General features: G+C 41.1%; 30 protein-coding genes. 22 read left to right on the forward strand and 8 right to left on the reverse strand.

The features are described from left to right. The 10 genes from J2S25_RS18250 to rpsI (J2S25_RS18295) all read left to right on the forward strand — a co-directional run. Positions 1 to 823: DNA-directed RNA polymerase subunit alpha (locus tag J2S25_RS18250; protein WP_307192555.1), on the forward strand; the 823-nt coding region annotated here is incomplete at its 5' end. Between the two features lie 77 nt (positions 824 to 900). After that, complete coding sequence (rplQ, locus tag J2S25_RS18255) at positions 901 to 1,263, forward strand: 50S ribosomal protein L17 (RefSeq protein ID WP_044393868.1); 363 nt, start codon at positions 901 to 903, stop codon at positions 1,261 to 1,263. A gap of 386 nt (positions 1,264 to 1,649) precedes the next feature. Next, the gene (locus J2S25_RS18260) at positions 1,650 to 2,489 is read left to right on the forward strand and encodes an energy-coupling factor ABC transporter ATP-binding protein (protein WP_044393866.1); all 840 of its coding nucleotides are present in this window, start codon (positions 1,650 to 1,652) and stop codon (positions 2,487 to 2,489) included. Continuing rightward, entirely contained in the window at positions 2,465 to 3,334 is an 870-nt protein-coding gene (locus J2S25_RS18265) for an energy-coupling factor ABC transporter ATP-binding protein (RefSeq protein WP_044393864.1), read from the forward strand. Before J2S25_RS18260 ends, J2S25_RS18265 begins: the two co-directional genes overlap by 25 nt. Next, complete coding sequence (locus J2S25_RS18270) at positions 3,331 to 4,128, forward strand: energy-coupling factor transporter transmembrane component T family protein (protein WP_044393862.1); 798 nt, start codon at positions 3,331 to 3,333, stop codon at positions 4,126 to 4,128. Before J2S25_RS18265 ends, J2S25_RS18270 begins: the two co-directional genes overlap by 4 nt. Before the next feature lie 5 nt (positions 4,129 to 4,133). Beyond that, entirely contained in the window at positions 4,134 to 4,952 is an 819-nt protein-coding gene (gene truA, locus J2S25_RS18275) for a tRNA pseudouridine(38-40) synthase TruA (RefSeq protein ID WP_307192556.1), read from the forward strand. Between the two features lie 105 nt (positions 4,953 to 5,057). Next, on the forward strand, positions 5,058 to 5,456 hold the full coding sequence (tnpA, locus tag J2S25_RS18280; protein WP_307192557.1) for an IS200/IS605 family transposase: 399 nt from the start codon (positions 5,058 to 5,060) through the stop codon (positions 5,454 to 5,456). A gap of 3 nt (positions 5,457 to 5,459) precedes the next feature. Next, the gene (locus tag J2S25_RS18285) at positions 5,460 to 6,536 is read left to right on the forward strand and encodes an RNA-guided endonuclease TnpB family protein (protein WP_307192558.1); all 1,077 of its coding nucleotides are present in this window, start codon (positions 5,460 to 5,462) and stop codon (positions 6,534 to 6,536) included. Positions 6,537 to 6,881: 345 nt separating this feature from the next. After that, positions 6,882 to 7,319: a 50S ribosomal protein L13 gene (gene rplM, locus J2S25_RS18290; RefSeq protein ID WP_044394197.1), complete on the forward strand. Its 438-nt coding sequence runs from the start codon at positions 6,882 to 6,884 to the stop codon at positions 7,317 to 7,319. 20 nt (positions 7,320 to 7,339) lie between these two features. Next, positions 7,340 to 7,732 (forward strand): 30S ribosomal protein S9, encoded by a 393-nt coding sequence (gene rpsI / locus J2S25_RS18295; RefSeq protein WP_307192559.1) that lies wholly within the window; start codon positions 7,340 to 7,342, stop codon positions 7,730 to 7,732. A 610-nt stretch (positions 7,733 to 8,342) separates the two neighbouring features. Here the strand turns inward: rpsI (J2S25_RS18295) and J2S25_RS18300 are convergent. Beyond that, positions 8,343 to 9,260 (reverse strand): LysR family transcriptional regulator, encoded by a 918-nt coding sequence (locus tag J2S25_RS18300; protein ID WP_044394194.1) that lies wholly within the window; start codon positions 9,258 to 9,260, stop codon positions 8,343 to 8,345. A 190-nt stretch (positions 9,261 to 9,450) separates the two neighbouring features. On the opposite strand from J2S25_RS18300, the gene J2S25_RS18305 reads away from it, so the two are divergent. The 3 genes from J2S25_RS18305 to rpsI (J2S25_RS18315) all read left to right on the forward strand — a co-directional run bounded on the left by J2S25_RS18305 (position 9,451) and on the right by rpsI (J2S25_RS18315) (position 11,814). Continuing rightward, positions 9,451 to 10,341, forward strand: a complete 891-nt coding sequence (locus J2S25_RS18305; protein ID WP_307192560.1) for an aspartyl/asparaginyl beta-hydroxylase domain-containing protein — start codon at positions 9,451 to 9,453, stop codon at positions 10,339 to 10,341. Between the two features lie 56 nt (positions 10,342 to 10,397). Continuing rightward, positions 10,398 to 11,285, forward strand: coding sequence for a DMT family transporter (locus J2S25_RS18310; RefSeq protein ID WP_044394191.1), 888 nt, complete (start codon positions 10,398 to 10,400; stop codon positions 11,283 to 11,285). 463 nt (positions 11,286 to 11,748) lie between these two features. Beyond that, entirely contained in the window at positions 11,749 to 11,814 is a 66-nt protein-coding gene (gene rpsI, locus J2S25_RS18315) for a 30S ribosomal protein S9 (protein WP_307192568.1), read from the forward strand. Between the two features lie 117 nt (positions 11,815 to 11,931). On the opposite strand, the gene J2S25_RS18320 is transcribed toward rpsI (J2S25_RS18315), so the two are convergent. The 5 genes from J2S25_RS18320 to J2S25_RS18340 all read right to left on the reverse strand — a co-directional run bounded on the left by J2S25_RS18320 (position 11,932) and on the right by J2S25_RS18340 (position 15,887). After that, positions 11,932 to 12,573, reverse strand: a complete 642-nt coding sequence (locus tag J2S25_RS18320) for a response regulator (RefSeq protein ID WP_044394188.1) — start codon at positions 12,571 to 12,573, stop codon at positions 11,932 to 11,934. Between the two features lie 12 nt (positions 12,574 to 12,585). Continuing rightward, positions 12,586 to 13,704 carry a GAF domain-containing sensor histidine kinase gene (locus J2S25_RS18325; protein ID WP_307192561.1) on the reverse strand — a complete coding sequence of 373 codons (1,119 nt, stop codon included), beginning with the start codon at positions 13,702 to 13,704 and terminating at the stop codon, positions 12,586 to 12,588. Between the two features lie 94 nt (positions 13,705 to 13,798). Next, entirely contained in the window at positions 13,799 to 14,134 is a 336-nt protein-coding gene (locus tag J2S25_RS18330) for a VOC family protein (protein ID WP_044394184.1), read from the reverse strand. Between the two features lie 14 nt (positions 14,135 to 14,148). Continuing rightward, positions 14,149 to 15,171, reverse strand: a complete 1,023-nt coding sequence (locus J2S25_RS18335) for an S-adenosylmethionine:tRNA ribosyltransferase-isomerase (RefSeq protein WP_307192562.1) — start codon at positions 15,169 to 15,171, stop codon at positions 14,149 to 14,151. Beyond that, a complete protein-coding gene (locus J2S25_RS18340) occupies positions 15,168 to 15,887 on the reverse strand; it encodes an SDR family NAD(P)-dependent oxidoreductase (protein ID WP_044394181.1) in 720 nt (239 codons plus the stop codon). Before J2S25_RS18340 ends, J2S25_RS18335 begins: the two co-directional genes overlap by 4 nt. Before the next feature lie 163 nt (positions 15,888 to 16,050). Here J2S25_RS18340 and J2S25_RS18345 point away from each other — a divergent pair, with 163 nt between their 5' ends. The 7 genes from J2S25_RS18345 (at position 16,051) to salA (ending at position 22,132) form a co-directional block, all read left to right on the forward strand. Next, a complete protein-coding gene (locus tag J2S25_RS18345; protein ID WP_307192563.1) occupies positions 16,051 to 16,227 on the forward strand; it encodes a hypothetical protein in 177 nt (58 codons plus the stop codon). Positions 16,228 to 16,500: 273 nt separating this feature from the next. Continuing rightward, entirely contained in the window at positions 16,501 to 17,505 is a 1,005-nt protein-coding gene (locus tag J2S25_RS18350) for a glycosyltransferase family 2 protein (protein ID WP_044394179.1), read from the forward strand. Beyond that, positions 17,502 to 17,924 carry a GtrA family protein gene (locus J2S25_RS18355; RefSeq protein WP_044394177.1) on the forward strand — a complete coding sequence of 141 codons (423 nt, stop codon included), beginning with the start codon at positions 17,502 to 17,504 and terminating at the stop codon, positions 17,922 to 17,924. The genes J2S25_RS18350 and J2S25_RS18355 overlap by 4 nt, the downstream gene beginning before the upstream one ends. A gap of 36 nt (positions 17,925 to 17,960) precedes the next feature. Further along, positions 17,961 to 19,640, forward strand: coding sequence for a DUF6044 family protein (locus J2S25_RS18360; RefSeq protein ID WP_307192564.1), 1,680 nt, complete (start codon positions 17,961 to 17,963; stop codon positions 19,638 to 19,640). A 98-nt stretch (positions 19,641 to 19,738) separates the two neighbouring features. Next, on the forward strand, positions 19,739 to 20,182 hold the full coding sequence (locus J2S25_RS18365; RefSeq protein ID WP_044394174.1) for a YbaK family protein: 444 nt from the start codon (positions 19,739 to 19,741) through the stop codon (positions 20,180 to 20,182). Positions 20,183 to 20,251: 69 nt separating this feature from the next. Then, positions 20,252 to 20,968, forward strand: coding sequence for an N-acetylmuramoyl-L-alanine amidase CwlD (gene cwlD / locus J2S25_RS18370; RefSeq protein ID WP_307192565.1), 717 nt, complete (start codon positions 20,252 to 20,254; stop codon positions 20,966 to 20,968). A 108-nt stretch (positions 20,969 to 21,076) separates the two neighbouring features. Next, on the forward strand, positions 21,077 to 22,132 hold the full coding sequence (gene salA, locus J2S25_RS18375) for an iron-sulfur carrier protein/transcriptional regulator SalA (protein WP_307192566.1): 1,056 nt from the start codon (positions 21,077 to 21,079) through the stop codon (positions 22,130 to 22,132). Between the two features lie 159 nt (positions 22,133 to 22,291). On the opposite strand, the gene gerD is transcribed toward salA, so the two are convergent. Then, positions 22,292 to 22,897, reverse strand: a complete 606-nt coding sequence (gene gerD / locus J2S25_RS18380; protein ID WP_044394169.1) for a spore germination lipoprotein GerD — start codon at positions 22,895 to 22,897, stop codon at positions 22,292 to 22,294. Between the two features lie 146 nt (positions 22,898 to 23,043). On the opposite strand from gerD, the gene J2S25_RS18385 reads away from it, so the two are divergent. Beyond that, on the forward strand, positions 23,044 to 23,709 hold the full coding sequence (locus J2S25_RS18385) for a KinB-signaling pathway activation protein (protein WP_044394168.1): 666 nt from the start codon (positions 23,044 to 23,046) through the stop codon (positions 23,707 to 23,709). A gap of 10 nt (positions 23,710 to 23,719) precedes the next feature. Here the strand turns inward: J2S25_RS18385 and pdaB are convergent, their stop codons facing one another. Then, the gene (pdaB, locus tag J2S25_RS18390; protein WP_044394166.1) at positions 23,720 to 24,472 is read right to left on the reverse strand and encodes a polysaccharide deacetylase family sporulation protein PdaB; all 753 of its coding nucleotides are present in this window, start codon (positions 24,470 to 24,472) and stop codon (positions 23,720 to 23,722) included. A gap of 142 nt (positions 24,473 to 24,614) precedes the next feature. On the opposite strand from pdaB, the gene J2S25_RS18395 reads away from it, so the two are divergent. Beyond that, entirely contained in the window at positions 24,615 to 24,851 is a 237-nt protein-coding gene (locus J2S25_RS18395) for a hypothetical protein (RefSeq protein WP_307192567.1), read from the forward strand. Positions 24,852 to 25,173 lie beyond the last annotated feature (322 nt).

Genomic DNA, 25,173 nt, shown 5'->3' on the forward strand with positions numbered 1-25,173 from the left:
TCGTATCCTATTATCCTCACTCCCTGGTGCAGCTGTCACATCGATTCAGATCGATGGAGTACTTCATGAGTTCTCAACAATTGAAGGCGTCGTAGAAGATGTAACATCTATTATTCTAAATGTGAAAAAATTAGCTTTGAAAATCTACTCTGAGGAAGAGAAGACACTCGAAATTGATGTACAGGGCGAGGGTCCAATCACTGCTGCATCGATCACGCATGACAGTGATGTGGAAGTACTGAATCCTGATCTTCACATAGCTACTCTTTCAAGCAAGGGCTCCTTGCGTATGCGTCTGCATGCAAGAAGGGGACGCGGATACAATCCTGCTGACCAAAACAAGCGTGAAGACCAGCCGATCGGTGTCATTCCAATCGACTCTATTTATACGCCGGTTTCACGAGTATCTTATCAGGTAGAAAATACACGCGTAGGGCAAATGACGAATTATGACAAGCTGGTATTTGACGTATGGACAGACGGCAGCACTGGTCCTAAGGAAGCTATTGCACTAGGCTCAAAGATCCTGACTGAGCACTTGAATATTTTTGTCGGTCTGACTGATGAAGCTCAAAACGCTGAGATCATGGTAGAGAAAGAAGAAGACCAAAAAGAAAAAGTCCTTGAGATGACGATTGAGGAACTTGATCTTTCTGTTCGTTCATACAACTGCTTAAAGCGTGCTGGTATCAATACTGTTCAGGAGCTTGCTCACAAGACAGAAGAAGATATGATGAAAGTGCGGAATCTTGGCAGAAAATCGTTAGAAGAAGTGAAAGCGAAACTAGATGAGCTAGGCTTAGGCTTACGCAAGGATGACTAGGTTTTGATGAACTGGCCATTTTGCTGTCAGTCTGATCACTGCCGGCTCACGACTTCAACAAAGGAGGGAAACAACTCATGGGATACAGAAAGTTAGGACGCACAAGTGCCCAGCGTAAAGCAATGTTACGTGACTTAACAACAGATTTGATTATCAATGAGCGTATAGAAACAACTGAAACACGTGCGAAAGAGCTTCGTTCAGTTGTGGAAAAAATGATTACTCTTGGAAAGCGCGGAGACCTTCATGCTCGCCGTCAAGCAGCATCTTGGGTTCGCCACGAAGTTGCAAACGCTGAAACAAACCAGGATGCAGTTCAAAAACTATTCGCTGACATCGCACCTCGTTACACTGAGCGTCAAGGTGGATATACTCGTATCATGAAACTTGGACCACGCCGCGGTGATGGTGCACCAATGGTCATTATCGAGTTAGTTTAATACCATTAAACACTCGAGCAAGGGCGATGGACAGTTTATACAAACTTGTTTCATCCCCTTTTTTTCTTATATTCTTCCGAACATGAAAAAAAGCAGTACAAGCCAAAAACGAGCGTTATGATGCGCAGGCCAATGGAAAGAAGAGTTCACTTGCCCATCGGCTGGTTATTCCAGGGAACTTAAACCACTTTGGATCGGTGGCGGATTGATTTAGATTGATCGCGTACCGGAGCTGTTCTGCCTGACTCGTCTAGCTCATGCACTTCTCCCCAGTCCTTTAAGGACCGCACTTTGCGGATTTCCTCCGCGCGGGGAGAGGTGCAGGCTTTTTTTTTACAAAGGAAAATGAGAATAGATAGGATAGAAGAGTCGAGAGGAGGGCGGAGATGAGCAAACCACTAGTAACGATAGACGGCGTATCGTTCAGCTATGAGGGACAGCAGACGCCTGCACTAAAAAACATCACTTTTGATATTTTAGAAGGGGAATGGCTGGCGATTGTTGGTCATAATGGTTCGGGAAAATCGACGCTGGCCAAATTATTGAACGGACTTCAGTTTCCTCAGCAGGGAAAGATTGCGGTATGCGGAACAGAGCTGACTGAAGCGACAGTATGGGAAGTAAGGAAAAATGTTGGAATGGTCTTTCAAAATCCAGATAACCAGTTTGTTGGAACAACAGTAAGGGATGATGTGGCTTTTGGTCTGGAAAATCACGGTGTGCCGCGGGAGATAATGGTAGAGCGTGTACAGACTTCGCTTGATAAAGTCCAAATGGGAACCTTTCTGAATCAAGAGCCGCACCATCTATCGGGCGGCCAAAAACAGCGTGTTGCCATTGCAGGTGTGATTGCCTTGCAGCCGGCGATCATCATTTTGGACGAGGCAACATCGATGCTTGATCCACGGGGACGTGCAGAAGTAATTGCCACAGTTCGTGAGCTGAAGGATCGGGAACATATAACTGTCATCTCCATAACCCATGACCTTGAGGAAGCTGCAAAGGCAGACAGGGTCATCGTCATGAACAAAGGTGAACTCTATCGAGAAGGAACTCCTGAACAGATTTTCGAGATGGATGAGGAGCTAGTTCAGCTTGGATTGGATATCCCCTTTCCGGTAAAAATGAGCAAGCTCCTACGTCATAAAGGCGTAGAACTTACGAAAACACATTTGACAGAAGAAGAGCTGGTGACAGAATTATGGACATCTCACTCAAAAATGTAGAATATCGATACCAGGCAGATTCTCCGTTTGAACATCTTGCCATTTCCGATGTTTCCATAGATATTCCTTCCGGGACATATCTTGCGATTATTGGGCATACTGGTTCAGGAAAGTCCACTGTTCTTCAGCATCTAAATGCACTGCTGAAACCAACGAAAGGCTCAGTTTTGATTGGCAGCCGGGAAATTAAGGCAGGACGGAAGGACAAGAACTTGAAAAGCATTCGTGAAAACGTTGGCATTGTTTTCCAGTTTCCAGAGCATCAGTTATTCGAAGAGACAGTAGAAAAGGATATCATGTTTGGCCCAATGAATTTTGGGGTTTCTGAATCGGACGCAAAAGCTCGTGCAAAAGAGGCGCTCCAATTAGTTGGATTGCCTGAAGACATCCTTGAAAAATCGCCCTTTGACCTCTCAGGCGGTCAGATGCGGCGCGTGGCCATCGCGGGTGTGCTGGCAATGGAGCCAGATGTCCTCGTTCTCGACGAGCCGACTGCAGGGTTAGATCCGCGTGGACGAAAAGAAATTATGGACTTATTTTATACTCTTCATAAAAAAAGAAATCTATCGACCGTTCTTGTCACTCATAGTATGGAGGATGCTGCCAAGTATGCGGATGAAATAGTCGTCATGCATCAGGGCAAGGTTTTGACAAAGGGGACACCTGAGCAGATTTTTTCTGATCCAGTCGCATTAATAGAGCTTGGGCTCGATGTACCCGAAGTTATTGGCCTGCAGTTAAAAATAGAAGAAACTTTTCATACAAAATTCAGTAAGATCAGCCTTTCAGAAAGAGAGCTCGCCGAAATGATTGCAGAGTTCTTGAGAGGAGGCGGTCAAAGATGATGGAAAAAATGATTTTTGGCCGTTATGTGCCGGGCGAATCACTGCTTCACCGGATGGATCCGCGTTCGAAGCTGATTATCGTCTTCTTGTTTGTCATTGTTGTATTCATTGCCAATAATGTGCCAACCTATGCTGTGCTGGCGGCATACACTTTCCTGATGGTAGGATTGTCGCGGATTCCGTTACGGTTCTTGTATGGAGGACTGAAGCCGGTGTTTTTACTGGTGTTCTTTACATTCCTGCTCCATATCTTCATGACGAAGGAAGGTCCTATTATCCTGGAGCTTGGGTGGCTGAAAATTTATGAAGAAGGCCTCAGGCAGGGGATTTTTATCTCGCTCAGATTTTTGCTGTTGATTCTCGTGACGTCGCTTTTGACTTTGACGACGACGCCAATCGAAATTACCGACGGACTTGAGACATTGCTGAATCCATTAAAAAAATGGAAATTTCCAGTTCATGAGCTTGCTTTGATGATGTCGATTTCGTTGAGATTTATTCCAACACTCATGCAGGAAACCGATAAAATCATGAAGGCCCAGACGGCACGAGGCGTAGAGTATAACAGCGGCCCTGTCAAAGAGCGGATCAAGGCGATCATTCCTTTGCTTATCCCGTTGTTTATCAGCTCCTTTAAGCGGGCGGAGGAGCTTGCTGTCGCAATGGAAGCAAGGGGCTACAAGGGCGGCGAAGGACGAACAAAGTACCGTCAGTTGGCGTGGGGCATGGTCGATACCGCAATGCTTCTCTTTCTTGGAGCCGTCACCGTTCTATTATTCGTTTTAAGAGGGTAAATAGTATGCAAAGAATCAAATGTATTATTTCTTACGATGGCACCGGTTTTTCAGGCTATCAAGTACAGCCTGGCAAAAGAACGGTCCAAGGTGAGCTTGAAAAGGTACTGGAGAAACTAGAAAAAGGGCGAAACATAAGAGTGAGTGCATCAGGTCGTACAGATGCAGGAGTCCATGCCCGCGGCCAGGTGATTCATTTTGATACAACACTCGAAATGGAGCCATCCAGATGGCAAATCGCGCTCCATTCGCTGCTGCCAAATGATATCGCTGTCTGTGCAGTGGAATTAACAAGGCCTGATTTTCATGCCCGCTTTGATGCAATCGGCAAGGAGTACCGATACTTTCTATTGCTGTCAAAGCATCGCGATCCCTTTCAGCGGAATTATGCTTACCAATTTCCATATGAATTAGATTATGAGGCAATGCGGACAGCTGGCAAACTGTTGCTGGGGACGCATGATTTCACTAGTTTTTGCTCGGCCAAAACCGAAGTGAAAGACCGGGTCAGGACTTTGCAGGAAATGGATCTTTTCGAAGAGAACGGACTGCTTGTATTTCGGTTCACAGGAGATGGCTTCCTTTACAATATGGTAAGAATCCTCGTCGGAACCTTGCTAGAGGTCGGAACGGGCAGAAGGGATGCCAACAGCATGCCTCAGCTGTTGGAGGCCCGTGACCGTACATTGGCAGGCAAGACTGCACCTGGACACGGTTTATTCTTGTGGAATGTTTTTTACAGATTTTCCGAACGGGAAAGCCCACTACGGTGCGATAGCACCCCCTTTAGGGGTGGGATGAGAGTGAGGTCAGATACGGAGTAGCACTAAAAACGCAAGGTTTTGTGGTACTTTAAGTATCTGAAAATTTCACTCTATATTTATTGTATATCTGTTGCTGTTTATAAACAATACTGATACAATATGTATATGAATGAATATAGAAGAACAAACACAACCGTATCATTAATCAACTATCATTTCGTTTTTTGTCCTCGGTATAGAAGGAAACTATTCCTTCGTACCGATGTAGAGGAGCGATTCAAACAATTAGTGCAAGAAATATGTGAAGAATTAAAAATCGTTCTTGTCGCTTTAGAATGTGAAAAAGACCATACCCACATGTTTTTGAACGCGCTACCAACATTTAGTCCTGCTGATATTATGGCAAAAATCAAAGGAGTGACTTCTAAAAAATTGAGAGAGGAATTTCCTCATCTAAATCACTTGCCAAGCCTTTGGACACGTTCCTATTTTGTATCTACCGCAGAAAATGTATCAAGTGAAACGATTAAACGTTATGTGGAACAACAAAAAACAAGGGGGTGAAACATGTCGCAAACAATAACGGTTCAAGTCAAACTGCTTCCAACAAAAGAACAGGCTTCTATTTTGTCAGAAATGAGTCAATCCTACATTTCCATCATTAACACCCTCGTTTCTGAAATGGTTGACGAAAAGAAAAGCACAAAGAAATCAAGCAAAGATCTTTCTGTTTCCCTGCCAAGTGCCGTTAAAAATCAAGCGATTAAAGATGCCAAAAGCGTATTCAAAAAAGCGAAGAAAAATAAATACAAGGTCATTCCTGTACTCAAAAAACCTGTGTGTATTTGGAATAACCAAAACTATTCGTTTGATTTCACACACATTTCCATGCCAATCATGGTTAATGGCAAGGCAACGAAAACCCCTATTCGTGCTTTGTTGGTTGATAAGGATCATCGCAACTTTGATTTGCTAAAACACAAATTAGGTACACTTCGTATCACAAAGAAAGCGAATAAATGGATTGCCCAAATTTCTGTCACGATCCCTACTGTTCAAGGCACAGGCTTAAAAGTCATGGGTGTAGACTTGGGCTTAAAAGTGCCTGCTGTTGCTGTAACAGATGATGAGAAGGTGCGTTTCTTTGGCAACGGCAGACAAAATAAATATGTGAAGCGAAAATTCCGTTTTCAACGCAAAACATTAGGCAAAAAGAAAAAGGTAAATGCTATTCGCCATTCAAAAGATAAAGAACAACGATGGATGAAAGACCAAGACCATAAGGTTAGTCGAGCAATCGTCCATTTTGCAAAAGATAATAAGATTTCTGTCATTCGCTTAGAACGATTAGCGAACATCCGGCAGACGGCAAGAACAAGCCGTAAAAACGAAAAGAACCTGCACAGTTGGTCCTTCTATCGCCTATCTTCATTCATTGAATACAAAGCGAATTTAGAAGGAATGAAGGTTGAATATGTGAATCCTGCATATACAAGTCAAACATGCCCTAAATGTTCTGAAAAGAATAAGGCACAAGACCGCAAATACAAGTGTACATGTGGATTCGAAAAACATAGAGATTTAGTTGGTGCTATGAATATTCGATATGCACCTGTGATTGATGGTAACAGTCAATCAGCCTAAGGTGCTATACGCACTGTCTTAGGAGGGGTAATGAGATACCCTCATCTTGAAGGCTGTTCGAAACAGAAATGGACTGAGAACGCTTAGTCATTCAAGAATCCCACTCGTTTAAACCGTAAGGTTTAGGGCTTGCCCCTTTAGGGGTGGGAGTCTCAAAAGGAACCATTCAATTGATAATAAAATCATAGGACAACTAATCCTGGTGTTGACAATTTTTCAACCACAGGTTAAAATATCATATGTATGTATTTTAAACCCACGATCAGCCCCGGAAGAGCTTCATCGTGTTTGAAAATATACCAATTATGAACTTGATTTTTTTTTGACTATTTAGGAGGGAAACTCATGCGTACAACGTTTATGGCAAATGCCAACAATATCGAACGTAAATGGTACGTAGTTGATGCTGCAGGCAAGACTCTTGGTCGCCTTTCTACTGAAGTAGCAGCAATTCTGCGTGGTAAACATAAACCAACTTTCACACCAAATGTTGACACTGGTGATCATGTAATCATCATCAATGCATCGAAGATCGAACTTACAGGCAAGAAATTAACGGACAAAATCTACTACCGCCACACGATGCACCCAGGTGGATTGAAGCAAAGAACTGCTCTTGAAATGCGTACAAACTACGCTGAAAAGATGCTTGAACTTGCAATCAAAGGCATGCTTCCAAAGAATTCTCTTGGACGCCAAATGTTTAGAAAGCTTCATGTATATGCTGGCAATGAGCATGTGCATCAAGCACAACAACCAGAAGTTTACGAACTTCGCGGATAATTATAAAGGAGGTAATTAACTTGGCACAGGTTCAATATATCGGTACCGGTCGTCGTAAGAGCTCCGTAGCGCGAGTTCGTTTAGTACCAGGCACTGGAAAAATTACAATCAATGATCGTGAAATTGAAGATTATATCCCATTCGCAGCCCTACGTGAAGTAGTTAAGCAGCCGCTTGTTGCTACTGAAACTTTAGGAAGCTACAATATCCACGTTAACGTAAATGGCGGTGGCTACACTGGTCAGGCTGGTGCAATCCGTCACGGTATCGCTCGTGCGTTACTGCAAGTTGACCCAGAATATCGTCCGACATTAAAGCGTGAAGGACTTCTAACTCGTGACGCTCGTATGAAAGAACGTAAGAAATACGGACTTAAAGGCGCTCGTAAAGCTCCACAGTTCTCAAAGCGTTAATAAGCCTTATATATCAAGGCTTTGCCCTCTATGCTCTTATGAGCAGGGAGGGCTTTTTCATGTCCAAATTTGGAATTGAATAACCTGAGCTGTTTTCTCCTTCGCTTCATCGGTCACATGAGTGTAAATATCCATCGTGGTTTGAATATCTGTATGGCCTAGGCGGGCTTGTACATCTTTGATGGAAGCACAAGCTGCAAACAACAAACTGGCTGTGTATGCCGGATGGCGTGAACATTTTTTGGGGTAGCTCCGGGTTCTTTAGATATATAGACCGTAAAGATGGGTTGCTTATTATTAGATTGAAAAGGAGCAGCGAGTTCTAACTTCAAATAGCGCTGTATTTGCCTGCTACGCCATTTCTTTAAGATTCGCGAGTGTTTCATCATCTACGCTAACCACACGATGAGGGGTCTTTGTTTTTGATGTCTGTAGTTGTTTTTTTCCGCTCGTGTGAATCAAGGTCTTTTTTAAGCTGATTGACTTATGTTGGAAGTCCACGTCCGACCAATGCGGCTTCCCCTATAAGGCATGTTAGGGGAAAAAGTGTTCGACAAAGGGGAACCCAGGCATTCAGGTGTATTGAAAAATTCGGGTAGATAAGGCTTTTTCACGAGATCACTTTTGATATATTGAATGTTTCCTTTTCCCATTCTCCAGCATATTTTCTTATGGTATTAAGAAATGCATTTAAAGAAGGGGATACCCACTTTTCATTGTGATACGCCAAATAAGTGGAAAGCGTGCTTTCCTTAATCTCTTGCGCAAACAGATTCGATTGATTCATTTCTCTTTTCACTACAATGTACGGCAATACTCCAATGCCAAGACCACATACAACGCATTCTTTTAAAGCTTCTATACTCCAAAATTCCATTCCTTTATTTACTACGGAATCCTTATGGCTTATATTTTGCTCTATCAATTTTTCAAAGAGAGTCCTATAGCCACATCCCTTTTCTGTAAAAAGAGGAACTTTATCTTTTAGGGAGCCTTTTTCATATAAAGGTATATAATCATGCGAAATAAACATCATGGGCTCCTTCACCAATTTTTCAAAATAAATTCCTTCTTCTTTCCTCTCCTCATCTACAATAAAAGCTAAATCGACATCGCCCTGAGATAAATCCATTTTTAATCTAGAAGGGTCCAAGTGTTTTAATTTAAGGTCTATATTTGGATAGGTTTCTTTAAATTCTTTAATAACCGCGGGGAGCCTATAAATTAACAATGCTTCCGGTGCAGAAATCACTAATTCGCCTTTCATATCTTCACAGGTCATTGTGACATCTTTTAAATCCTTATAAATGCAAAGCATCTTTATAACATGGGGCATTAAGAGGTGTCCAGTTTCAGTCAGGAACACTTTTTTTCCAATACGATCGAAAACCGGGCGGCCCAACTCATCTTCAATTGACTTAATATGAAAGGTAATAGTTGATTGGGCATATCCCAAAAATTCCGCAGCTTTTGTAAAACTGCCTAAATCCACGATGGCTTTAAACGTTTGTAAATAGCGTATTTCCATTTCCACATACCCCTTCCTTCAAAAATATCGATTATTATATTTCAAAATATCAATTTTTATTAAACAATATCACCATTATATAATGAAATCAGGTAAAAAATGGGGCCTAGGATCACTTTTATCTTTTTCAAATGATGGTAAACTTGCCGGCAACTGTTCTTCCATCAATCAAAATTAAGGGGGATGCATAATGTCATCTTATATTCTGGGAAAAACTGACATCGATCACGAAAAGTTAAAAAAAGATCTGAAAATTCATGATTCATTTCCGAAAATCGAAGAAGAATATGATGAATTTGGAACAGGATTTTGGCAAAACTGCTCGCTCTGGAATGCAACCGATGATAAGAACGACACTATGTATCGTGATTATGACCATGCGATCCAGCAAACAGAATATGGTCAAAAGTTAGCATATGTGGATGAACTCATTAAGGAAAATTTCACTTTTGATAACTTAAAAATGGTAAGAACTCGTAATTTAGTAGATGGCATGGTAATTCCTCATAAAGATTTTGTCGAATTAACAAAGGAAAAATCACAATATTTCCGTGTATTTGTCCCTTTAGAAGACAATGAATTGGCCTTCCATTCAGACGAGGAAAACGTTTTTAAAATGAGAAAAGGTGAAGTTTGGTTTTTGGATGCAGCCATCATTCATGCAGCGGTAAACTTTTCTAGTGACAGCCGGATCTTCCTCTGCTTGGATTATGCTTTTCCCGGCGAATTTAGTCCTGAAGATATTTTCGTCAAAAAGGATACATACAATCCTAACGTAAGCCCTTATATTGTTCCGCGACAAGATGTTCCAGAGAATTTTGAAGCAGACTTGATTCGTTCATTGTCTAACGTAATTTCCAGATACAATTTTAAGGACATCGTTTTTCTATTATCGAAAATACATTTCTATAAAAATGTACCGATTACTTCCTGCTATGATGTTTTAGTAAAAATTGCAGAAGCTTCCGGTGATGACGCAATTTATGAAAAAGCAATATCATTGCGAAAATATTTAATCGAAAAGCGCGATCTAAAAGAACGTTTTTCGATGGCTGAATGGCCAAGCCCGTTAAAAGTTTAAAAAAACACAAGGCTTTTGGTGAAAACCAAGGGCTTTTTTGATAGGGGGGTCTTACCATGAGAAATACAATTGGACTAGAAAAACCTCATAAAATAGAAAGAAGGAAAAAAACCATCCCGTATACTTTTGTTATCATGTGGAGCAGTGGGGCTATTTTCGTTGAATTAGGACTTCGTTATGCTGATCCTTTTATTTTTCTGTTCCTAAGACTTTTTCTATCAGCTTTCATTTTTTGGGGAGTTGTTTTATATTTAAAAACCGAAATCCCTAAAAAAAAGAATGAATGGGCTTATATTTTACTGACCGGATTATGTATGCAGGCCGGCTATCAGATTTTTTATTTCCTTGCCCTTGATAATCATATTTCCCCAGGCGTCTTGACCATATTTTTAGGAGCCCAACCCATTATTACGACAATGGTTTCAAAAGAAAAAAGCCATGAGATTCAATGGATGGGGTTATCTTTAGGAATTATTGGCCTTATTTTAGTTGTTGCGGATAGTATTGCGATCAATACGTTCAGCTTTGTAGGTATTGTCAGCGCCTTCTTTTCACTTATAAGCATAACCATAGGAACACTCTTACAAAAACATATACAACTCAGTCAACCTTCGAACATGGCCATTCAATATAGCGGAGCTGCGATTGTCCTCTTTATTCTCACAATTGTTACGAAACAATCCATAGAATGGACAGCTATGTTTACAGTATCACTCGGATGGATGGTGCTGGTAATATCCGTTGGCGCAACGATTCTTCTTTATTATATGATTCAAAACGGCAACCTTACTAACGTGACAAGTTTATTGTATTCTGTCCCGCCAGTAACAGCTATTCTAGATTACTTTGTTTTTAAAAACACTCTAGAATTAATGACGATTTCTGGAATGATTCTAATTATAATTGGATTATTCCTTGTTAATAAAGAGGGAAAGTTCACCTGAAAATCATCACCGTGCTTAAACTAAAATAGATGAAAAATGGAAACCCGTCTCTTAGATGGGTTCCAACATTTTTATGCGAAAGTTATCGACAGAGATGCATTTGGGTGACTCCGATAATGTCTTGTTCATTCCCGTTTTCCATCATCTGGAGGAGGGGATGCATTGGTCGACTCACCAGTATGAAAATGGTTCCTTGTGTCTGGAATGGGGGCCAAAAAAGGCGCGTTCCACATGTTCCGGGTAAAACACATACCCCCTGAAATCTTGATCCCCTCGTTCAGCCATTGCTTTCACCCGCTTGTTGCCGTCGACGCAGATAAATGAGTCTTTAATTCCAAACAAACGAACAAAATAAGGCAATCGCTTGTCCTCTAATTTACCCTCGATAAGAAAACCCTAAAAGGGAAAAACGTTGAATTAAATCGGTTTATCAACTTCCATATAACGGTAAATAAACCCGCCTTTGAAAGAACGTAAGAAATACGGTCTTAAAGGCGCTCGTAAAGCTCCTCAGTTCTCAAAGCGTTAATTTTTGGCGCAATAAAAAGCTCCCGACCAATTTGGTGGGGCTTTTTTATTTCTCATTTATACGTTGTCCAATGCAGACAGATGATTAATCTTCTTTTCACAGCTTTTTTCGTCCTTCTTATTCCACCAATTTATTTTTCACTGCAAAAAGCGCAGCCTGTGTTCGATCAGCCAGCTCGAGTTTCCCCAGTAAGTTAGATACATGAGTCTTTACTGTTTTTTCCGTAATATACAAGGAGGCGGCAATTTCTTTATTGCTCTTTCCTTTAGCGATTTCTTTTATGACATCCAGTTCTCGTTTCGTTAATTCATCTAGTAAGCTTTTTTTCGGATTGCTGCCGTGAGATAAATTGGCTAATAAATGGGATGTGGCTTTCGGATGAAGCTGATTCTCTCCATTGACCATTTTCTTTATGGATAAAACGAGTTCATCAGGCTGGATATCTTTCAATTGGAATCCGGAGGCACCTGCTTCTAGTGCGGGGATGACATGGTCCTGGTCAGAGAAACTGGTGAGAATCATGATTTTAATGCTGGGCACTTCTTCTTTAATAATCTTCGTAGCTTCAATACCATCCATGTCAGGCATGGCTAAGTCCATCAAGATAATATCAGGCTTGAGCTCCTTTGCCATTTCAACTGCTTTTCTTCCATTTGCCGCTTCTCCGATAATTTCAAGGTCTTGTTGAGTTTTAAGAAAGAATACGAGGCCTCTTCGGACGACATGATGGTCATCTGCGATTAATATGCGTATAGTCAATGTATTCTCCCCCTAGAGTGGAATGGTTATCTTGATTTCGGTTCCATTTCCCAATTGACTTTGCAATCGGAATAGGCCATTCAGTGCTTCTGTCCTTGCTTTCATATTCTTTAAACCTAATGAAGGAATCGAAAGGTTTTCATTATAATGAAAACCGCAGCCCTTATCTTTAATGGTTAAAATGGTCTCGTTCCAAGAAGTGTGAAGGGATAAAAATACATCAGCGGCGCCGGAATGTTTTTTACAATTGGCAATCGCTTCTTGTCCAATTCGCCATATAGCTTCCTCTATATTTCCTGGTATGCTGGTCGCTCCTGTCACCTTAGCCTCCACTTTCATGCCAAGCATTTCCCCATAACCTTTTAGTGCGCTGACGAGTCCATTCTCAAGACCCCGCGGTTTCAACTGCCAAATAAGGGATCTCATCTCCCCAAGTGCTTCCTGGGTCAAGTCCTGCATGTAGCTGAATGTTTGTTTCACTTCTTCATCTTCTGTCATTTCCATTCCAGCTCTGGCGGTCAGGCTGAGAGAGAACAATAGCTGGTTCACCGAATCATGCAGGTCTCGGGCAAGCCGGTTTCTTTCAGCAACCAGCGCTATTTCTTGTTCCCGCTGAGTGAGGTTGATGCGTTTTAATGCTGTACCGACCTGGTAGGCAATCGCTTCGAGCAGGGCAAGCTCATTCTTATGAAAATGTGTTTTGTTAGGTGAACCCACATTCAATAAACCGAACCGTTCGTTTCCTGCGCGGAGGGGGACTGTAGCGTGATGGGTTAATCCCCAGGTTTCCCCAGCACCATCGTCAAGTGCATCTTCAATTCGCTTACACTCAATGATATTCGTAGCTTTATTTAAGGTATGGTTATTGTATTTATTCACACACCAGCACTTACCGTGACACATTCTTTCCTTCTGATTCATTGCCAAAGCAGGTGGAAGAGCGAAATCTGCTGTAAGTTCGTGGTTTCCGTCAACATCAATGAGAAAAATCCAGCCTGTTTCAAGTCCTGTCACATACAAAAGCCTTTTCAGGACATCTGATAGCATGGTCTTCGTGTCTGTGCCTTCGTTTAACAGTTCTGCAATTTCTTTCAAGATGCCGTTTTCTTCAAATTGCGCTTCCTTAGTCATGCCAGCATCTCCTTCACCGTCCTGTTATCTAATGTCATTATAGCTCAATTTTCATTGTAAGGTGTTAAAAACTGGTGCATGATTTGTGTGAAGATCACACCTGTAAAAATTCGATTAGTTCCTGATCAGGTCCTTCATAAAAGACAGTTTGCCACCCGTTATCCAGTTTATAAGGTCCTTCTGCTATCTGGTTTGAACCTAAAGTCTTAATCACTTGCTGAAGGTCGGAAGTTTCAAAACATAGATGAGTAGTGTTTGTGCTCTGTGAATGACAAACCAATTCAAGTCTAAAATGCCCCGATGCTAGCAACGCAATCTCTTCCCCGAGAAAAGAATGCCTGCTTTCCAGTTCTAACCCCAATAAGTCTGTGTAAAAGTTTATCGACTCTTCAAGATTGGTGACTTCCAAACCATAATGATGAAGCCGCATAAAATATTCCCTCCTTATATGATCAGGTTCATATCGCCAAACTCGTGCCATAAATAGCCTTCGTGAATTGCCTGTTGATAGGCATGAAACAAGTGATGTTTTGGTAAAAAGGCAGTCAGCATATCCAAATGGCTAGCTCTTGGCTCGTGAAATCCAGTAATGATTCCGTCTACTATTTTTAGAGAAGAATCTTGATCAATATATAAATTGGTAGCACCTGAGAGTTCCTCATTTCTCGCTGCACTTTCGAGAGCACGGACGACTGTCGTTCCAACCGCGATGACTTTTTTGCCGGAAGAATGAGCCTTTAAAATCTGTTCCATTGTATGTTGTCGTATGTGATACTCCTCTGGATTTTCTTTTGGGTCCACATGATCCTCAAGCAGATAGCTCAGACCCGTATGCAATTGAATAAAATCAACTTGAATGCCTTTCTTCTTCAAATCAAATAGCAGCTCCCAGCTAAAGGCTCTGCCGGCAGATGGCATTTCAACAGAACCAGGGTGGGTGGCAAAGACATTTTGATAATAATTCAAGTCCCATGGTTGTTCGATGTATTCATACCGGATTGGGGCACCAAGAATATAGATAAGATTTAATAATTCACTCCCGCCTTTATTGAATTTAATCGTCTTTAACGGGGATGTGTCGATCTCGGCGATCACGGTAGCAGTCAATTTTTCTGAGAAGTGCAGAACATCCCCCATCCTGACAGAGTTCGCTATGATGAGGGCGTCCCACGTGTCATCGAAAATCCGTCTGGCTAAACGGATTTCCACTCTTGGTAAAATTTGAACACCTTCCCTGATGCAGTCTCCTTGTAGCGAAGCAGGGATAGTACGGCTGTTATTTAAAATGATTAAATCTCCAGGCTGAAGAAAATACGGAAGGTGATCAAAACGATCATGTTGGATTTCACCGGTTTTTCTGCTTAGCGTCATCAACCTTACTTGATCTCTTTTTAGGCCTCTTTTTTCCGGAGGAAGGTTCGCATTTAGATTTTCAGGCAGATAAAAATCCATTACACCTGCTTTCATTCCAATCCCTCCTCTGATTGAGCCTCAAAGCGCTGGCCATTTATCCCTTTGGCCTTACCCGATGCTAAATGAAGAAAGATGTCCACCACATCCTCAGGTTTTGCCAAAGGGTAATCGCAATCAAGAATAGCTAGCTGATGCATCTCCGTGTCCATTTCACCTGGGTCGACCATATTTACACGAACATTGGTAGCACTTAACTCATCTGCCCATGTTTGAGTGAGTCCTTCTACAGCAAATTTTGAAACTCCATATGCTCCCCAGCCTGCATAGCCAACATGGCCAGCTTCAGAAGTCACATTGATAATGGAACCTTCATTACGCTCGAGCATGATAGGGATGACTCTCTGGCTGACTAGAAATGCGGAGACTACATTGACTCTTAACACCTCTGCAAAATCCTCTTCAGGATAATCCAGAAGCAGGGGCATTGGACTAGGGCCTAATACGGAAGCATTATTAACCAGCACATCGATCTGTCCATATACTTCCTGGGTTAAGGCTACGAAACGTTCCACATCCCTTGGTTGTGATACATCTGCTCGAATCGCCAATACTTCAGCACCTAAACCCTCGGCTTCTTGTTTTACTTTTTCTAGGCTTTTCTCGGATCTTGAGCAGATGGCAAGTCTTGCTCCTTCCTTCGCAAATGCCATTGTTAATGCTTTTCCTAGGCCTTTGGAAGCACCAGTAATCATTACGACTTTTTTATTCATGTTCAGCATCTCTCCTTATTGGTTTGTTGTATTAAGCATAAAAGGAATTAACAAAATTTCCCTCAGCAGAAAGCTTGAACTTTTCCTACAACTTTTGGATGAGAAAAGATGGATATAGGATTTTTTATTTTTAAATGAAAATGAGTCAGAAGAGAATACTCCTTTGCATGGTTCATGGAATATTGCTGGAGTTATATTCGGTAAGTACTTATATGATAAAAGTGGTAAAATAAATTATGAGACAGATATTAAGGAGTATAGAAAAGAATATAAAGAAAAAGTAAAGGAAATATACACTCAATTACCTAAAAAATATCAACAATTCTATGCGAACAACTAAAAATAGCAGTTAATGTTTGATTAACCGTTTATTGCAATTCCATAAATCTATAAACTCTTATCAAGCTTGATCTTGATAAGAGTTTTTTGCTTTGATGAAAATTCTTTCATGTATTTAACAGCTAATTTTCATGCTGATTTGTTATTTTTTACATAATGGATATCTAGCTATAGCACTATTCAAACTTACCCTACCGTTTTTTGGTTACATCATCAATGAAAATGGGAACAGGTAAAAGGATATCAATATGGATAATGAGGGAGAGTTTTTGCAATGAGTCGGCCTATCTTAACAATTGTCGTTCCGTGTTATAACGAGGAAGAAGTTTTACCAGAAACCGCGAAACAATTATCGGGATTGTTAGCAAGTTTACTTGAAGATAGTCTAATATCGGAGGACAGCAAAATCCTCTTTGTAGATGATGGAAGTAAGGACCGAACATGGTCGTTAATAGAACAGGAAATGGAGAATCGTCCATTCTCTAAAGGCTTGAAATTAGCAAAAAATGTTGGACATCAGAATGCCCTCCTAGCAGGCCTTGAAATAGCGAATCAACAATCAGATTGCGTAGTATCCATTGATGCCGATCTTCAGGATGATTGGAATGTCATTCGGACGTTTGTGGAGAAATATAAGGCAGGCTTTGATGTTGTTTATGGAGTAAGGGACAAACGAGATACTGATACAGTTTTTAAACGGTCCACGGCATTAGGGTTTTATCGGTTTATGAATCGAATTGGAATTAATCTGATCCCCAATCATGCCGATTTTCGGTTGATGAGCAAACGAGCATTAGATGAACTATTCAAATATAAGGAAGCAAATTTGTTTCTTCGGGGACTCATTCCACTTGTTGGCTTTCCGTCAACAAAGGTTTACTATGACCGAAAAGAACGGCTTGCTGGGGAATCGAAGTACCCTTTGAAAAAGATGATTGCCTTTGCATTTGACGGAATTACTTCCTTTAGTGTTACGCCAATTCGCTTTGTGACCTTATTAGGCTTTCTGTCGGTGGTTATTAGTGCTATTGCTGGAGGGTATGCCATTTTTCAACAAATAGTTGGACATACTGAATCAGGATGGACCTCGATAATCATCTCAATCTGGTTTGTTGGGGGGCTACAACTTTTGGGGATAGGAATTATTGGCGAGTATATTGGAAAAATATATCGAGAGGTCAAACAACGTCCCAGGTATGCGATTGAAGTGGACGCGTTTTCAAATAAGAATCAAGGCAAACAGAGTTTAGGAGTTCTTTTGAAGTCGGTGGGAAAATGAATGGCACTTTTATTCGCTTTATTATAGTAGGAGTTGGCAATACCGTTGTTGGTTTATCTGTAATGTTTGTACTGTTTCATTTGTTTGGACTTTCTTATTGGGAGGCAACCTTTTTAGGAAATGCAGCTGGAGCAAGTGTGAGTTATTATTTTAATCGGAATTTCACGTTTAAAAGCAATACCAATGTGCCGAAAAGTTTGATTCGCTTTATTATTGTTATTCTAAGCTGTTATTTCCTATCATTTTATATAGGAAAGCAAGCTGTGTATTGGATGTTGGCACCTACCGAAGCTTTTTCAACTGCTACATTATCCGATATTGCGATTTTATTCAGTACGGTTTTATATACTTTATTAAATTATACATTGCAAAAATTTCTTGTTTTTCCACAAAAAAAGCACATAAAAACACTGGCTTAACAGTCCAGTGTTTATTCGTAAAAAGGAATGGAAAATATGAAAAAAACTGCTTTACTAAATGAAAGAGTGTATTTTTACATAAGTATTTTGATCATTGGTCTTTGGGTTGCCCCCTATTTTATTCTTGGTGATCAAGCTCATATGCGAATTCATGATAATTTGGATTCGAATATCGCCTGGTATAAGGTTTTGAACGAAAGTGGTCAGTTATTTGGTTCTGTTCAGGCGAATATTCCGCAAATCATTAACGGGCATTTATCAAGAAATGCCTATTACTCGGAATGGTACGGAATTGTCGAATTATTCCGCTTCTTTCCTCCTGTAATTGCCTATGGGCTTAACCAATTGATTTCTCGGTTTTTCGCCTTTTTAGGAATGTATTTATTATTAAAAAAATATGTGATCAAACAAGAAAGTGATGGATTCATCCGAATTGTTGCAGCCTTAACCTTTGCATTGACTCCTTTCTGGCCAAATGGAATGTTAAGTACAATGGGAATGCCATTAGCTTTGTGGGCTTTCTTGAACATTCGCAACCGGCAACAAACGTTTGTAAGTATTGTCACCATTACTCTTTTGCCATTCTATTCGACTTTTATGCTGGGCTTTTTCTTTTTCTTGAGTGCGATGGGGGTATTTTGGCTAGTCGATGTGATCCGGGTTAAAAAACCGCAGTGGCGAATGTTTATTGCCACTGCCTACATGACGGTTATTTATTTAGCAATTGAATATCGAGACCTTGCTGCTCTTGTTTTTTCCCATGAACAGACAAATCGGTCGGAGTTTTTCGGGTCCAACAATTCCTTTTTTCGAACGATCCGGCTTATTTTCAAAAATTACATTATTGGTCATAATCAGGATCAAACTGTTTTTGAATTTATCATCCTGCCGGTGTCTTTGCTTGCGCTTGTGATTGTAATTTTACAAAAAAGCTTTAGGCAAGAGAAATTATTTATTGGATTGCATATAACCAATTTTTTGCTATCCGTTTGGTATGCCTTTTGGTGGTACGAAGGCTGGGCGCCGTTGAAGCAAAGTATTGGTATTTTAAACACATTCAATTTTTCCCGCTATCATTATTTAAGACCGATGATTATTTACATATTATTTGCCGTTTCCCTCCAAATCTTATGGCGATATCAAAAAAAATGGCGCATCGCAGCGGTTGTTTTTGCGGTGCTTCAGATCGGGGTATTAATTCCTTCAAACGAACAAATATGGTATCGTCATTCGCCTTCCTTTGGAGAATTTTATGCGGTACAAGAATTTACTGAGATCAAGAAGTTTATCGGGAGACCTGTTCAGGACTACCGGGTGGCAAGCCTTGGTTTACATCCTGCCATTGCGCAGTACAATGGATTTTATACCTTGGATACGTACAATAATTTTTATCCATTATCCTATAAACACCAGTTTCGGAAAATCATCGCCCCAGAATTAGCCAAAAATAAAACGTTGGCGAAGTATTTTGATCAATGGGGTGGCAGGAGTTATATTTTTGTCGATGAATTAGGGAAACATTATATGTTTTCCAAGGATTCAACCAAGGTTATTCAGAACTTAAATTTAGATATGGAAGCCTTTAAACAGATGGGTGGAGAGTATATTCTGTCCGCAGTTCCAATTGAAAATGCTCAAGAAAATCAGCTTGATTTGCAAAGGATTTTTCAAACAAATGACGCTTATTGGAAAATTTACTTATATAAGGTTATATAATCAGTAAACGACTGTGAAAACTGGAAAAGGAATCGTCCATTCTGGTTGCATTACACGACCCCGCAGGTTGAACACTACTCCTAAGGGGTGAGAATACTTTGAACGTCGTAACGTCCTTTATAGACAAAAGAAAGCAAAAACAAGTGAAATATGAGCGTTCGATGCTCCGTGAACTAACCATTACCAACCTGCAATCCAGGGTGAAGCAATATTTTGGATCTTCGAGGCTAACCTCCAACCTGATTATGAACTCAGGAATCGAGGAAGCTTGTTATGATGTAGCAATCGAGGCGTATTTACTTGGCGCCAAGTTCAGCCGCTTCGGTTATTTTGGCGAGACAATCGAAACGGTGAAGCCTCGCTCAGAAAAAGAAGAGCGGCATTTGATCGATACTCTTTATAACTTTTTCCTGTTTTGGGGAAAGGGAGAAGAGGCGATTGGCTCAGAAGAGCTTTACTACCTTTGTGAACAGTATATCGACAGCTGGTGGCGAGATGGCTTCATGAAGGGTGAAAAGAAATACAAACTAAGACTGCATTAACTGCATAGTTCTAAACCGTCTGCCTGTCCCATATAGTTTACTATTAGGGTTGGAAGGATGGTTTAGAACATGCGAAAGAAACTTAAAATTGGCTTATTTGCAGCCGGCCTTGCTGTGCTGTTCCTCATATTGCAGTATGATTTTACCGAAAATGATTCATGGGAATCCTGGAACCTGCCGCTGTCGGGAAAAATTATCTATCTAGATCCGGGGCATGGAGGAGTCGACCCGGGAGCTGGGGAGGAAGATCCTTTTGAAAAAGAAATTGCGCTAAATGTATCCCTAAAGCTGCGGGATTACCTTCAGCAGCAAGGTGCGCTTGTCATCATGACGCGTGAGACAGACGTCGACCTTGCGGATAGGGGCCTTAAAGGTTATAGCAAACGAAAGGTCCAGGATTTAACAAGGCGTATCACTTTGATCAATGATTCAGAAGCCGATTTTTTTGCGTCGATTCATTTAAATGCGATCCCATCGTCAAAGTGGAGAGGTGCGCAGACTTTTTACTCCACCAAATACAAAGAAAACAAACGAGCAGCCAAGCTAATTCAGGACGAATTGCGCCGCAGCCTAGAAAACACGGACCGGGATGCAAAAGAAGCAAACAGTCTTTACATGCTGAAACATACAAATAAGCCGGGAGTGCTTGTCGAAATTGGTTTCTTGTCCAATCCAGACGAAGCAGCAAATCTCAAACAGGAGACATACCAGGAAAAAGTTGCAGCATCTATCTATCAAGGAATCCTCCGGTATTTTACAAATGAACAAAAATTTTGGGAAAAATGACACGATTCTTTCGGAAAAAATCATTAGGTGTGATAGGTTTAACACTTCGTAATTTTCTCTCTATGTTATACTAAAATGGAGATAAATTTTATAAAGGAAGGTGTCAGAATGATAACGGAAGCGAAAGCACGAGAAAGCCTAAAAGCCCTTAAGGATCCATTTTTACATAAAACTCTCGAAGAGCTCCATGCCATCGAGGAAATAAAGATCAAAGAAGAAAAGAATCATGTAAGCGTTAAAATAGGCATTGCGAAAACGGGCACGGCAGAACAGCTGCAGCTGCAAACAGAAATCGTTCATATTTTAAAAAGTGCTGGAGCAGATTCCGTTGGCTTGCGGTTCTTTGAGCTACCTGCGGAAACTTTAGCAAAATTCCAGGCATCTGCGCCGGAAGAAGATGCGAGCCTGCTGTCTCCTAACAGCAAAACAACCTTTATTGCGATCGCCAGTGGGAAAGGTGGAGTAGGGAAATCAACCGTTTCTGTTAACCTTGCTGTATCACTCGCGCGTTTGGGCAAAAAAGTAGGAATAGTTGACGCGGATATTTACGGCTTCAGTGTTCCTGATATGATGGGAATTACGAAGCGTCCGGTAGTAAGAGGGGAAAGAATCATTCCAGTTGAGAGACATGGCGTGAAGGTCATTTCGATGGGATTCTTCGTCGAGGACAATGCTCCGATTATCTGGCGTGGGCCAATGCTCGGCAAAATGCTGAACAGTTTCTTCAATGAAGTAGAATGGGGCGAGCTTGATTACCTGCTATTAGACCTGCCACCAGGAACAGGGGATGTGGCATTGGATGTCCACACGATGCTGCCATCATGCAAGGAAATCATCGTCACAACTCCGCACCCGACAGCCGCATTTGTTGCTGCGCGCGCTGGTGCAATGGCATTAAAGACCGAACATGAGATCCTCGGCGTTATTGAAAATATGTCTTACTTTGAAAGCAATCTGACTGATGAAAAAGAGTATGTCTTTGGACAAGGCGGCGGTGAGAAGCTGGCAGGAGAGCTAAATACAAAAGTATTAGGCAAGCTGCCACTAGGCCAGCCAACCTGGAATGAAGAAGACTTTGCTCCCTCAATTTATCAGGAAGATGATAAAATTGGCAAAATCTATATGAATATTGCTCAAGAAATCGTACAAAAGCTTGAAAAATAAGTAAAAGGAAAGCCTCTCCAAAGTTTTGGAGAGGCTTTTTTCAGTAAACCCGCCAACAGGACGAGGCATTATAGGGCGGGTAGGCACAGGAAGTGCAAATCCGACAGCCCCAGGAAGTGGCGTTATAGGGAGGGAGGCGTTGTCAAGGTGACCGAGCTATTATCCCCCGGATCCTCCGCCGGAACTACCGGAACTCTCTCCGCCTTCTGGTTTTTGAGTCGGTATTTCTTCAGCTGCTTTCACAATCAATGCCTGAAGTTTGGCTTTGAACAGCGGACTTTCGAATGTTTCGGTGATGACTTTCTGCAAATGCTTCTGATACTCCTTGCTTTGGAGGAGATTCGTCAGTTCTTTTTCCAATTCCGGATCCTTCATAACCTCGATCATCATGCCTTTATATTCCGGATCCTTCATCAGATCCTTTAACAGTTGCTCATTTTCCTGCTTCATGCTTTTTGCCATGCTTTCAGCAAATTTTGGATCCTCAAATGATTTTTTCCAGAATTCCATGCCTTTTTCTGAAGTCAAAGTTTTCTCAATTGTATCAGTTACGACCGGCTGATCCATAATCAACTTTTCCTTCATCCCGTCGTCACTCATCACTTCCTGAATCGCCTTTTTCCCATCATCCGTCTTCAGGATATCGACCATCATCTTCTTTGTTTCTTCATAATCAACCTGTCCCCCGCCTGAGTCGGTTGGAGCACAGCCGGCAGCTAAAAATAAAAAGGAAGCGGGGAGAATCACACTTATCCAGTTTCTCATTTCTTATTCCCCTTTCGCATAGACAGCCCTAATGGTAGGATTAGTAGGAATACAATTTGTTATACACAAATAACGACGCTAGATTTTTCAAATTCACATTGGTACAATCATATCGTGCATTTATTTTCGTTTTTGGGGGAAAAACCGTGACTAGCCGTAATTGGGTACACTTGTTTCTCACCACGCTTGTTGTTGGATCAGTAACGACCGCCGTGGTTGGCTTTATTGTCCGTTGGAGTGAATTCCAGCAACTGTTAAGTACATTTCACATGCTTGAATTCCTTTCTATTTTAGTATGGCTAATGGGCGTTGGTCTTATATTTAGCATTCTAAGCCAAATGGGTTTCTTTGCTTATTTAACAATCCATCGTTTCGGTCTTGGGGTATTTAGATCCTATTGGAATTTCGTACAGATCATCCTGATAGCATTCGTGCTTTTTGATCTTGTGTATCTCCGGTACAATGCATTTGCTAAAACCGGAGATAGTATCCTTCCATACATAGGGATAGCTGCAATCGTACTGCTTGCCGGCTTGATCGTTGCAATTCTGAAGGCAAAACAAACAAATAAAGAAGCTTTTATACCGGCAATGTTCTTTATGATTGTTGTGACAGTAATTGAATGGGTGCCGGTTCTGCGAGTTAATGAGCATAGCTGGATTTATCTCATGCTTTTTCCGTTATTAATCAGCAACGCGTACCAACTAATGGTCCTTCATAAGCTAAACCAGAAGTCTATGGAGGAAAGGAAAGCGCTCGAAGCAAAAACAAAGTCAATAAAAAAAGCACAAAAAAAACCGCCCAATTCTTAGCACTGGGCGGTTACTTCACTTCTACTGTTTTAGAGGAACCATTTGCGATCATTTCAGATACAGTAACCATCTTTAAATTTTTCGTTTTAATATTTTTTACTACCAGCGGCAGTGCTTCAGCTGTTTGCTTGGCAGAGTCAGAGGCATGCATCAAAAGGATGTCACCCTTTTTTGCTTTTGAAGCATTCTCGACAATGACTGCAGTACCAGGATTGGTCCAGTCTTTCGTATCAAGACTCCAACTGACAACCGTAAACCCGAGCCGCTCGGCAATTTTCAGTGTACGTTGGTCAAATTGGCCAGTAGGTGCGCGAAGCAATTTAATGTTTTTCACGTTTAGCTTCTTGAAGGCCTCCTGTGCCATCATGATGTCTCTCCTGATTTTATCGTCCTCCAGCTCACTGTAATCTTTGTAATTGTACCCAAGCATGCCAATTTCATATCCTTCTTTGACTATCCTGCTGACTAGATCTGGGTGGCTTTCCGCCCAGGAACCTGAGAGAAAGAAAGTAACCGCTCCAACCTTTTCTTTTGCCAGGACATCGAGGATAGGTTCTGCTTTTTCGTCCCCCCAGCCAATATTGAAGGTAAGAGCTAAATCCTTTTCCCCTTGATAGATTGCTTTTGGCCCATCTTTGGCTGAAAAAGCAGGAAGTTGAACCATATTCTCCATGAAAAAGAACCATGCTGTAAAAAAAGCTGCGACAACGATGACAAAAGCGGTTTTAATCGATCTGGCATTCATCACATAAAAGAAATTCATTTTTCCCCCACCTCGTCCCATGCACTCCTTGTCTAATTTTTATTCAAGAATGAAAAAGATATGATAAATAAATTTCCGATTATAAAAATCAGTAAAATGGCTAACACTAAAAACCACAAAAGAGATGAACAGGAGTGTATCTATGCTTGGTGTTCTGATTAATGAGATGGAAGTAAAGGAGCTAGAATGTTTAATCAAAAGAGAGATGGATGAAATCTTGTTCGACATGAAGGATGAACGAATCAATCAGCTTGTAAAAAGGGCAATGAGCGAACGATATCAAATTTTGTTTTCGCTATTTAAAAGAGTTGCATCTCCAAAGGAATGCCTGAAATATATGCCTGCAAAAAAAACAGATCAAAGGAATAAAATTTTTTAAAAAATAATTGTTGACGAATCTTGTATATCCTGATATATTAATAAACGTCGCTGCTGAGCCATTCAAATAATTGCTCAAATGACGAGTTAAAAAAGTGATTGACATCAAGTCGAGCGCGTGATATATTAAGAAAGTCGCTTCTGAGCGACGCACACAATTTGTTCTTTGAAAACTAAACAAACAAGCGTCAACAAACAATAAATTATCATGGCTTCTATTATAGAAGCTCATGAGCCAACGTTTTAACTTATGAGCTAAACTCATACTCTTTTTTGGAGAGTTTGATCCTGGCTCAGGACGAACGCTGGCGGCGTGCCTAATA

The sequence above is a fragment of the Mesobacillus stamsii genome (assembly GCF_030814065.1).
Classification (GTDB): domain Bacteria; phylum Bacillota; class Bacilli; order Bacillales; family Cytobacillaceae; genus Mesobacillus; species Mesobacillus stamsii.

Bases quoted from the DNA above. Each gene is read 5' to 3' on its own strand.
- rplQ (WP_044393868.1), top strand. From the start codon at position 901: ATGGGATACAGAAAGTTAGGACGCACAAGTGCCCAGCGTAAAGCAATG.
- J2S25_RS18260 (WP_044393866.1), top strand. From the start codon at position 1,650: ATGAGCAAACCACTAGTAACGATAGACGGCGTATCGTTCAGCTATGAG.
- J2S25_RS18265 (WP_044393864.1), top strand. From the start codon at position 2,465: ATGGACATCTCACTCAAAAATGTAGAATATCGATACCAGGCAGATTCT.
- J2S25_RS18270 (WP_044393862.1), top strand. From the start codon at position 3,331: ATGATGGAAAAAATGATTTTTGGCCGTTATGTGCCGGGCGAATCACTG.
- truA (WP_307192556.1), top strand. From the start codon at position 4,134: ATGCAAAGAATCAAATGTATTATTTCTTACGATGGCACCGGTTTTTCA.
- tnpA (WP_307192557.1), top strand. From the start codon at position 5,058: ATGAATGAATATAGAAGAACAAACACAACCGTATCATTAATCAACTAT.
- J2S25_RS18285 (WP_307192558.1), top strand. From the start codon at position 5,460: ATGTCGCAAACAATAACGGTTCAAGTCAAACTGCTTCCAACAAAAGAA.
- rplM (WP_044394197.1), top strand. From the start codon at position 6,882: ATGCGTACAACGTTTATGGCAAATGCCAACAATATCGAACGTAAATGG.
- J2S25_RS18300 (WP_044394194.1), bottom strand. From the start codon at position 9,260: ATGGAAATACGCTATTTACAAACGTTTAAAGCCATCGTGGATTTAGGC.
- J2S25_RS18305 (WP_307192560.1), top strand. From the start codon at position 9,451: ATGTCATCTTATATTCTGGGAAAAACTGACATCGATCACGAAAAGTTA.
- J2S25_RS18310 (WP_044394191.1), top strand. From the start codon at position 10,398: ATGAGAAATACAATTGGACTAGAAAAACCTCATAAAATAGAAAGAAGG.
- J2S25_RS18325 (WP_307192561.1), bottom strand. From the start codon at position 13,704: ATGACTAAGGAAGCGCAATTTGAAGAAAACGGCATCTTGAAAGAAATT.
- J2S25_RS18330 (WP_044394184.1), bottom strand. From the start codon at position 14,134: ATGCGGCTTCATCATTATGGTTTGGAAGTCACCAATCTTGAAGAGTCG.
- J2S25_RS18335 (WP_307192562.1), bottom strand. From the start codon at position 15,171: ATGAAAGCAGGTGTAATGGATTTTTATCTGCCTGAAAATCTAAATGCG.
- J2S25_RS18340 (WP_044394181.1), bottom strand. From the start codon at position 15,887: ATGAATAAAAAAGTCGTAATGATTACTGGTGCTTCCAAAGGCCTAGGA.
- J2S25_RS18350 (WP_044394179.1), top strand. From the start codon at position 16,501: ATGAGTCGGCCTATCTTAACAATTGTCGTTCCGTGTTATAACGAGGAA.
- J2S25_RS18355 (WP_044394177.1), top strand. From the start codon at position 17,502: ATGAATGGCACTTTTATTCGCTTTATTATAGTAGGAGTTGGCAATACC.
- J2S25_RS18360 (WP_307192564.1), top strand. From the start codon at position 17,961: ATGAAAAAAACTGCTTTACTAAATGAAAGAGTGTATTTTTACATAAGT.
- cwlD (WP_307192565.1), top strand. From the start codon at position 20,252: ATGCGAAAGAAACTTAAAATTGGCTTATTTGCAGCCGGCCTTGCTGTG.
- salA (WP_307192566.1), top strand. From the start codon at position 21,077: ATGATAACGGAAGCGAAAGCACGAGAAAGCCTAAAAGCCCTTAAGGAT.
- gerD (WP_044394169.1), bottom strand. From the start codon at position 22,897: ATGAGAAACTGGATAAGTGTGATTCTCCCCGCTTCCTTTTTATTTTTA.
- pdaB (WP_044394166.1), bottom strand. From the start codon at position 24,472: ATGAATTTCTTTTATGTGATGAATGCCAGATCGATTAAAACCGCTTTT.
- J2S25_RS18395 (WP_307192567.1), top strand. From the start codon at position 24,615: ATGCTTGGTGTTCTGATTAATGAGATGGAAGTAAAGGAGCTAGAATGT.